The organism is Mycobacterium sp. E3298 (assembly GCF_001666895.1).
GTDB lineage: Bacteria > Actinomycetota > Actinomycetes > Mycobacteriales > Mycobacteriaceae > Mycobacterium.
In genome coordinates, this window is sequence record NZ_LZJB01000005.1 from 1 (window position 1) to 8,489 (window position 8,489).

The following is an 8,489-nucleotide window of genomic DNA, read 5'->3' on the forward strand; positions in this document are numbered from 1 at the left end:
CCGACCCGCTCGGCATGCCGCTGCAGACCGCCCTGGTCACCGAGCCGCAGGTGCGCATCAACGCCGCGGCCGCGCACCCCGGGGCGAAGGCGCGCGAGCTGGCCACCTACTTCGTCGGCCAGGTGGTCGGATCGCTCGACCGGGTTCGCCCCGCGCGAACGGTGGTGCTCGACATGGTCGAGGAGTTCATCGACACCATCGGGCGGCTCGAGGGCCTCGTCGAGCGGTGACGCCCGCCGGCGCCGTTTCGCGAGTGCGCCCACGGCTTTCGGTGTGCGCCCACGGCGGCGACACGCCGACGACCCCCGCCCTGGACGCACGCGCGTTTGCGCCCCGGGCTTGCCGGCCGCCACGACCCGACCGGCAAACCGGAAATGAACAACAGATGTCCAGCGGCCGAGTCGTACGCCCAGGTCAGGGCGGTGATCCTGGCAGAAACCTGTGGGGCCGCCGCACAGAACCGTAAAGATTGCGAAACCCCGTGCCGATGAGTTTGACCCCATCGGACCCGTCGTGCATTATCGGTCGGGTATGCACCTCGTTAGGTGAGGCGTCTACACGAATACAGGCCACTGACCCCGAACGTCGAAAGACGCCCCGGGTCAGGACAGCTCCTCCCGGCTTAAGGGTTGAGCCCAGGTGGCTTCCGGACAACCGGACACGTCGTGTGGTGCCAAAGCTCTGACGAGAGGGGTGCGGATCGCCGACGGTCGTCGGGTTTCTGCTCCTCATGCTGCGCGCAATCGTGTGCGGACACACCGCACGCGTCGTGACCGCGAGGAGGTGAGGGACACATGAGTTCCAGCGATAGTCCGGATCGAAGTCCGAACTCCGTCTCGTCCCGATCCGGTCTCCGGCACGGCGTCCTCGGCTGAGGCGTCGCACACGCTAACTGGCTTATCGGCCAAGCGTTCTGGGATCGGAACCGCTACGGGACGGGGCACGTCCATCCAATCAGTCCCCCGTTCGAACCCGTCAGGAGACGACCATGACCGCAGCTCTGCACGACGAAGTGGTAACCGCAGCGCCCACCCGCAAGTTGACGGTGGTGCGCGACGTCGAGACGACCCGGGCCCCCGCGCCCAAGAAGGTCAGCCGCCGGGGCAACCCGCCGCACGTTGTCGTGGGTGACCCGTTGGTGGAGGGCGCCACCCGCCTGTTGAGCATCCCGCTGCGCCACCTGTACGCGGCGCTGCTGCGGGCCGGTGTGCTCGAAATCCAGGCCTGATTCCCATGGGCAGCGACCAACCAAGGCTCCAAGGGGCTACCCGGCCGCAGGTGTTTCCTGAGGCCAGGTAGCCCGTTGGGGCGATTCGCCTGAGTAGAATCGGGCCATCGGCGTCGATCCGGCATCACCGGGGAGCCTTCGGAAGAACAGCCGGCCTCTTTCCCTAACCGGCTCAGTAGAACCGAACGGGCGGGCCCGTCACAGCCTCCAACGAGCGGCCACGCGACGGCGTGGCAAGCGGGGTGGTACCGCGGCGCTCGCGCAGACAGCGCGTCGTCGTCCCCGGCCTGACCATAGGCACGCAGGAGACGACGCCACCGTGACAGAGAACGCGCAAGCCCGGGCTTATCCCAAGCCGGCGAGCGGCCCACCCGACTTCCCGGCTCTGGAACTGGAAGTCCTCGACTACTGGGCGCAGGACGACACCTTCCGCGCCAGCATCGCCAACCGCGACGGCGCCGAAGAATACGTCTTCTACGACGGCCCGCCGTTCGCCAACGGGCTGCCGCACTACGGGCACCTGCTCACCGGCTACGTGAAGGACATCGTGCCGCGGTACCGCACCATGCGCGGCTACAAGGTGGAGCGCCGGTTCGGCTGGGACACGCACGGATTGCCCGCCGAACTCGAGGTCGAGCGGCAACTCGGGATCAACGACAAATCGCAGATCGACGACATGGGGATCGCCGCGTTCAACGACGCGTGCCGCGCGTCGGTGTTGCGTTACACCGACGAGTGGCGGGCGTACGTGACCCGTCAGGCCCGCTGGGTCGATTTCGACAACGACTACAAGACGCTCGACCTGCCCTACATGGAATCGGTGATCTGGGCGTTCAAGCAGCTGTGGGACAAGGGGCTTGCCTACGAGGGTTACCGGGTCCTGCCGTACTGCTGGCGCGACGAAACCCCGTTGTCCAACCACGAACTGCGCATGGACGACGACGTCTACCAGAGCCGGCAGGACCCGGCTCTGACGGTCGGCTTCAAGGTGGTCGGCGGCGCGCTGGACGGCGCGCACCTGCTGGTGTGGACGACGACGCCGTGGACGCTGCCGTCGAACCTGGCGGTCGCCGTCAACCCCGACGTCACCTACGTCGAGGTCCGCTCCGGCGACCACCGGTTCGTGCTGGCGCAGCCGAGGCTGGCCGCCTACGCCCGCGAGCTCGGCTTCGAAAAAGGGGAAGAGCCCGAGATCCTGGGCACCTACTCCGGCGCCGACCTGCTGGGCACGCGCTACCTTCCGCCGTTCCCGTATTTCATGGACAGCCCCAAGGCTTTTCAGGTGCTGCCCGGGGAGTTCGTCACCACCGAGGACGGCACCGGCATCGTGCACATGGCCCCGGCCTACGGCGAGGACGACATGGCTACCACCGACAAGGTGGGCATCGTGCCGGTGACGCCGGTCGATTCCAAGGGCCGCTTCGACGCCACGGTGCCGGATTACCAGGGGCAGCGCGTCTTTGACGCCAACCCGCACATCATCCGCGACCTGAAGAACGGCAGCGGCCCGGCGGCCGCCAACGGTGCCGTGCTGCTGCGCCACGAAACCTACGAGCACCCCTACCCGCACTGCTGGCGCTGCCGCAACCCACTGATCTACCGGGCGGTGTCGTCGTGGTTCGTCGCGGTCACCGCGTTCCGCGACCGCATGGTCGAGCTCAACCAGCAGATCACCTGGTATCCCGAACACGTCAAGGACGGCCAGTTCGGCAAGTGGCTGCAGGGTGCCCGCGACTGGTCGATCTCGCGAAACCGCTACTGGGGCAGCCCGATTCCGGTGTGGAAGTCCGACGACCCCGCCTACCCGCGCATCGACGTCTACGGCAGCCTCGACGAGCTGGAGCGCGACTTCGGGGTGCGCCCCACCAACCTGCACCGGCCCTACATCGACGAGCTGACCCGCCCCAACCCCGACGACCCGACCGGCCGCAGCACCATGCGGCGCATCCCCGACGTGCTCGATGTGTGGTTCGACTCGGGTTCCATGCCGTACGCCCAGGTGCATTACCCGTTCGAGAATCGCGACTGGTTCGACGGCCACTATCCCGGCGACTTCATCGTCGAGTACATCGGGCAGACCCGCGGCTGGTTCTACACGCTGCATGTGCTGGCCACCGCGCTGTTCGATCGCCCGTCGTTCAAAACCTGTGTCGCGCACGGCATCGTGCTCGGGTCGGACGGCCAGAAGATGAGCAAGTCGCTGCGCAACTACCCGGACGTGTCCGAGGTGTTCGACCGCGACGGCTCCGACGCCATGCGGTGGTTCCTGATGGCGTCGCCGATCCTGCGCGGCGGCAACCTGATCGTCACCGAGCAGGGCATCCGCGACGGCGTGCGCCAGGTCCTGCTGCCGCTGTGGAACGCCTACAGCTTCCTGGCTCTCTACGCGCCCAAAGCCGGTGCCTGGCGCACCGATTCGCGGCAGGTGCTGGACCGCTACATCCTGGCCAAGCTCGCCGAGCTGCACGACAACCTCACCCGTGAGATGGACAGCTGCGACATCTCCCGGGCCTGCGAGCACCTGCGCCAGTTCACCGAGGCGCTGACGAATTGGTATGTGCGACGGTCGCGTTCGCGGTTCTGGGAGGAGGACCCCGACGCCATCGACACCCTGCACACCGTGCTCGAGGTGACGGCCAGGCTGGCCGCGCCGCTGCTCCCGTCGGTCACCGAGATCATCTGGCGCGGCCTCACCGGCGGGCGCTCGGTGCATCTCGCCGATTGGCCGGACGCCGAAGCGTTGCCCGCCGACCCCGGCCTGGTCGCCGCGATGGACCAGGTGCGCGAGGTGTGCTCGGCCGCCTCGTCGCTGCGCAAGGCCAAGAAGCTGCGCGTACGCCTCCCGCTGCCGAAACTGACTGTGGCAGTGGAGAATCCGCACAGCCTGGAGCCGTTCGCCGACCTGATCGCCGACGAGCTCAACGTCAAGAGCGTCGAGCTGACCGACGCGATCGACACCTACGGCTCCTTCGAGCTCACGGTCAACGCCCGCGTGGCGGGGCCGCGGCTGGGCAAGGACGTGCAGGCCGCCATCAAGGCGGTCAAGGCGGGGGAGGGCGTGGTCAACCCCGACGGCACCCTGAGCGCGGGTCCCGCGGTGCTGCTGCCCGAGGAGTACAGCTCCCGGCTGGTCGCCGCCGACCCGGAGTTCACTGCCGCTCTGCCCGACGGGGCGGGGCTGGTGGTGCTGGACGGCACCGTGACACCGGAGCTGGAGGCCGAGGGCTGGGCCAAGGACCGCATCCGCGAACTGCAGGAGCTGCGCAAGTCGACCGGCCTGGACGTGTCCGACCGCATCAGCGTGGTGATGTCGGTGCCGGCGGAGCGCGCCGACTGGGCGCGCACCCACCGCGACCTGATCGCCGGCGAAATCCTGGCCACCAGTTTCGAATTCGGTGAACCGGCCGACGGCGCCGACATCGGCGACGGCGTGCGGGTGAGCATCGCCAAGGCGTAGCCCCCGTCAGGGGCACATGAAGGCGATCCGCGGGTATGGTCTTCGCCGTTCTCGTCGTGGCGGTAGGAAACGAGCAACAGCACCGGCATAGCCGGGGTTGCCCGCGCGCCCCGCGCAACGGCGCAACGACGTGCCGCGGGCGGGCGGCGCCCCCGGGGCCCGCGCCCAGCGGCCCTCGCGACTCAGATCGCCGCGATGATCTCGGCCCGCTTGCGGGCGTAATCGGCGTCGCTGATCGCCCCGGCCGCGCGCAGCTCCTCGAGCTCGCGCAGGCGCTCGGCGGCCGGGCGTTGCGGGGCGGCGCCCGCGACGATGTCTTCGAGCCGCCGGCCGCCGATGACGATGTTCGGCCCGGCACCTTGCGGCGGCGCCGCCGCGCCCAGCGCGTCGATGATGCGTTGGCCCGACTCGTCCTTGGCGATGACGAAGGCGTGCGGCAGGCCCGGGATGCGCTGGCCGGAAGCCGCCCGCTGCGCGGCGATCTGCTGCGCCACCCGGCCGCTGTCGCCGTCGATCGGCAGCCATAGGGTGATGATCTGCCGGTCGTCGGGCAGCCCGCGCGCCCTGGCCGCCACGTCGTTGCCGGCCTGGGCCCGAAAACCCGAGCGATCCCACGTCTTGAGCACGTTGCCGGGCACCAGGACGCCGCGGTGCTGCTTGTCTTCGAGCGCGTAGACGCCAGACGCGGTGACCGCCAGGATGAAACTCTTCGGTAGGCCGGTGCCGTTGGGCACGCTTCGCCAATTCACCTCGCCCCCGGCCGACGGATACATCTGCATGGCTTTGGTCGAAGTCTGCTCGCATCGCGTGGCGGCCTCGACCGGTTGACGCAGGATCTCCGCCGCCACGGCGGCGGCCTGCTGGTTGAGCGCCGGGTCGTGCTGCGCGCGGGCCCTGAACTTCATGATCGTTCCTTTCGCGGGTGCCCTTGGGCGGTGGTCTGCATCGCTATGCCAGCGAACCGTCGCGGCCGCGCTCCCGATCCCAACAATTCGGCCTCGGTGGCGCCGGCCCCTCGGCTCATCGGGTTCCGTCCTGCCCCAACCGTCGGGCCGAGATGCATTGCGCGACAGCGTCGTACCCTTCGTCCAGCGCGACCATTCCCCGATTGGTGGGATGCCAGTTGTCGAGCTTTCCCTCGCCCCCGACGCTCAGGTAGACCAGTTCGCTGTGCTCCAACACCTGCAGGGCCTCGCGCACGGGCCCGACCAGCTTCTTGAAGCTCATGGCTCGCTGGCCGCGGGAGGTGAACTCCGCCCGGCGGAGCACCCATTTGATGAAGTCGTACTCCGTCAACGGTTTGCCGCGCTTAGGCCCGTCGGGCCCGAATGCGGCCATGAGTTGCGCGGCCAGCTCCTCCGTCGGCGGCAATGCGACCAGGCGGGCGAACTCGGCGTCTCTGGCGCGCCGTGCCTCGGCCCGCGCCGCCTTCAGGGTTCCCAACAACGACACGGCAGTCCTTTCACGTCCCATTCCCGAGCGCTCGCCCACCTACTGTGCACCAGCGCGCCGCTTCGGCGCATGAGGTATTCGCCGCATTTTTTCTCGAAAAAAGTGTCCGCGCCGCCCGGGCCGGCCGCTCCTACCTGTGACGGCGGCCCACCGGGGCCGCGAGCACAGCTAAGGAACACGCCATGAGCATCATCGAAGACTTCCGGTCGACGACCTTCGCCGCCACCCCGTACGAGGAGCTCACCACGGCCGAGGCGTGGGCGTCGAGCCCGCTTGGCGACCCCGAGCTCGAGGACGGCTCGCTGTCCGGGCCCGTCGCGCCTGAGGACTCTCCGGCCACGGCCGTGACCGCGAAGCCGCGCCCGAGGGGAACGAACGCCTTGGTGGCCGGGGCCGTGGTCGCGGCGCTCGGAGCGGTCGCCGGGCTGGGCCTGGTGCTGATCGACGGGTCCGGCGCCAAGGAGCAGAGGCCCGCCGTCGTGGTTCCGAATTCCAGTGTCGGGTCGGTGCTGCCGCAGGCGCCCAGCGCGGTGGCGCCCCCGCCGGCCCCGCCGGCCTCCCCTCCGGACGCGGGGCACGTCGCGCCCGGGGCCGTCAGCGGTGGGGATGCGCCCGTCGTGATCGTGCCCGCGCCGGCACCCGCGGCGCCCCCAGCCGCTCCGGGCCCACCGGCACCGCCTCCCGACGTGACCGTCAACAACCCGCCGGTCATCGTGCCCGTGCCCGTTCCGGTATGGGTGCCGCCCAAGCAAGGTGGCAGTCAGCAGGGCGGCGGTCAGCAACAGGGCGGCGGTCAGCCCGCGCCGAGCGGCCACGGGCCGATCCAGTGTTACGCCTGCCACCCACCGGTCCCGCAACAGCCGGTTCACCCGCAGCCGATCCACCCGCAGCCGCTGCAGCATCCCTGAGCGAGCGGGGCGCTATCGGGCCGATCGCGAGCGCAGCGCGCGGTGGGCGTGCGGCCAGAACGGCATGCCCGCCACGACGGTCGCGCCTGTGGCAATGAGCCCGACCGCGACGTCGACGCTCTCGCGGCCATCGCTTGCCCAGTAGACGTCATTGAGGTCCAAGAGCAGGGCGAGCTCGTCGACGATCATCGCGTTCGCGGCGCCGTACGCGACCGCCGCCGCGGGATGCCGCCGTTGCTTGTCGGTTCCGCGCAGACCCACAGCGCCGACCGTGGCCAGCATCCCGATGCCGATGTTGTAGTGGTGAAAGTGCCTCCCGCCCATGGACATACCACCACCCGAGGGGCCATGGCCGGCGCGGATCCAGTGCGTGAGCGCCCGCAGGCCGGCGAAGGTGAGCGTGAACGACGTCCAGGCCAGCACCGTGGCCTGCTCGCCGGGTTGCAGCCGCTGGTCCCATTGGTGGCGCAGGCGCTCCCACCGAGACCTCGGTGCGTCGGCGCCGTGAGGCTCCATACCTCTCGACGCTAGACCAATAGCATTCCGAAGTGTGGAGTCCCGTTGGGTGCTGCACCTGGACATGGATGCGTTCTTCGCCTCGGTCGAACAACTCACCCGGCCGACGCTGCGGGGCCGGCCGGTGCTGGTCGGCGGCCTGGGCGGGCGGGGTGTGGTGGCCGGGGCCAGCTACGAAGCCCGCGTATACGGCGCCCGCTCTGCCATGCCGATGCACCAGGCCCGCCGCCTGATCGGTGTGACCGCGGTGGTGCTGCCGCCGCGCGGGGTGGTGTACGGGGTGGCCAGCCGGCGGGTCTTCGACACCGTGCGCAGCGTGGTGCCGGTCGTCGAGCAGCTGTCGTTCGACGAGGGCTTCGGCGAACCGCCCGGCCTCGCGGGCGCGTCCGCCGAGGATGTCGAGGCATTCTGCGAGGGCCTGCGGCGACGGGTGCGCGAGGAGACGGGCCTGATCGCGTCGGTCGGCGCCGGCTCGGGCAAGCAGATCGCCAAGATCGCGTCCGGGCTGGCGAAACCCGACGGAATTCGGGTGGTCTCGCGCGCCGAGGAGCGGTCGCTGCTCGGCGGTCTGCCGGTGCGGCGGCTGTGGGGCATCGGTCCGGTCGCCGAGGAGAAGCTCAACCGGCTCGGCATCGAGACCATCGGCCAGCTGGCCGCGCTGACCGACGCCGAGGCCGCCAACATCCTGGGCGCGACGATCGGCCCGGCGCTGCACCGCCTCGCCCGCGGCATCGACGACCGCCCGGTCGCCGAGCGCGCCGAGGCCAAGCAGATCAGCTCCGAATCGACCTTCGCGGTCGACCTGACCACCCTGGAGCAGCTGCGCGAGGCGATCGACCCGATCGCCGAGCACGCGCATCAGCGCCTGCTGCGCGACGGGCGCGGCGCCCGCACCGTCACCGTGAAGCTGAAGAAGTCCGACATGAGC

The 8,489-nt window shown here is 69.8% G+C and carries 7 protein-coding genes, 1 pseudogene and 1 riboswitch; of the genes and pseudogenes, 5 read left to right on the top strand and 3 right to left on the bottom strand.

Features of this window, described 5'->3' with window-relative positions:
- The 3 genes and pseudogenes from A9X05_RS00070 to ileS form a co-directional block, all read left to right on the top strand.
- Nucleotides 1-230 (top strand): annotated as a pseudogene (locus A9X05_RS00070) (nitronate monooxygenase); the annotation flags it as partial.
- 300 nt (nt 231-530) lie between these two features.
- A riboswitch (M-box (ykoK) riboswitch) is annotated at nt 531-700 on the top strand.
- A 288-nt stretch (nt 701-988) separates the two neighbouring features.
- A complete protein-coding gene (locus A9X05_RS00075) occupies nt 989-1,228 on the top strand; it encodes an Rv1535 family protein (protein ID WP_067778335.1) in 240 nt (79 codons plus the stop codon).
- 319 nt (nt 1,229-1,547) lie between these two features.
- Complete coding sequence (gene ileS / locus A9X05_RS00080; RefSeq protein WP_067778337.1) at nt 1,548-4,685, top strand: isoleucine--tRNA ligase; 3,138 nt, start codon at nt 1,548-1,550, stop codon at nt 4,683-4,685.
- A 182-nt stretch (nt 4,686-4,867) separates the two neighbouring features.
- Here the strand turns inward: ileS and A9X05_RS00085 are convergent, their stop codons facing one another.
- Both A9X05_RS00085 and A9X05_RS00090 read right to left on the bottom strand, forming a co-directional pair.
- The gene (locus A9X05_RS00085; protein ID WP_067778340.1) at nt 4,868-5,590 is read right to left on the bottom strand and encodes an SHOCT domain-containing protein; all 723 of its coding nucleotides are present in this window, start codon (nt 5,588-5,590) and stop codon (nt 4,868-4,870) included.
- Nucleotides 5,591-5,705: 115 nt separating this feature from the next.
- The gene (locus A9X05_RS00090; protein WP_067778342.1) at nt 5,706-6,137 is read right to left on the bottom strand and encodes a hypothetical protein; all 432 of its coding nucleotides are present in this window, start codon (nt 6,135-6,137) and stop codon (nt 5,706-5,708) included.
- A 182-nt stretch (nt 6,138-6,319) separates the two neighbouring features.
- Between A9X05_RS00090 and A9X05_RS00095 the strand changes: the two genes are divergently transcribed.
- Complete coding sequence (locus tag A9X05_RS00095) at nt 6,320-7,045, top strand: hypothetical protein (protein WP_067778344.1); 726 nt, start codon at nt 6,320-6,322, stop codon at nt 7,043-7,045.
- A gap of 12 nt (nt 7,046-7,057) precedes the next feature.
- On the opposite strand, the gene A9X05_RS00100 is transcribed toward A9X05_RS00095, so the two are convergent.
- Nucleotides 7,058-7,561, bottom strand: a complete 504-nt coding sequence (locus A9X05_RS00100) for a hypothetical protein (protein ID WP_067778346.1) — start codon at nt 7,559-7,561, stop codon at nt 7,058-7,060.
- A 49-nt stretch (nt 7,562-7,610) separates the two neighbouring features.
- On the opposite strand from A9X05_RS00100, the gene A9X05_RS00105 reads away from it, so the two are divergent.
- A partial coding sequence (locus A9X05_RS00105) for a DNA polymerase IV (protein WP_197498848.1) occupies nt 7,611-8,489 on the top strand: 879 nt, incomplete at its 3' end.

Excerpts from the sequence above, each read along its gene's own strand:
- A9X05_RS00075 (WP_067778335.1), top strand. The coding sequence starts at position 989 with ATGACCGCAGCTCTGCACGACGAAGTGGTAACCGCAGCGCCCACCCGC.
- A9X05_RS00085 (WP_067778340.1), bottom strand. The coding sequence starts at position 5,590 with ATGAAGTTCAGGGCCCGCGCGCAGCACGACCCGGCGCTCAACCAGCAG.
- A9X05_RS00095 (WP_067778344.1), top strand. The coding sequence starts at position 6,320 with ATGAGCATCATCGAAGACTTCCGGTCGACGACCTTCGCCGCCACCCCG.
- A9X05_RS00100 (WP_067778346.1), bottom strand. The coding sequence starts at position 7,561 with ATGGAGCCTCACGGCGCCGACGCACCGAGGTCTCGGTGGGAGCGCCTG.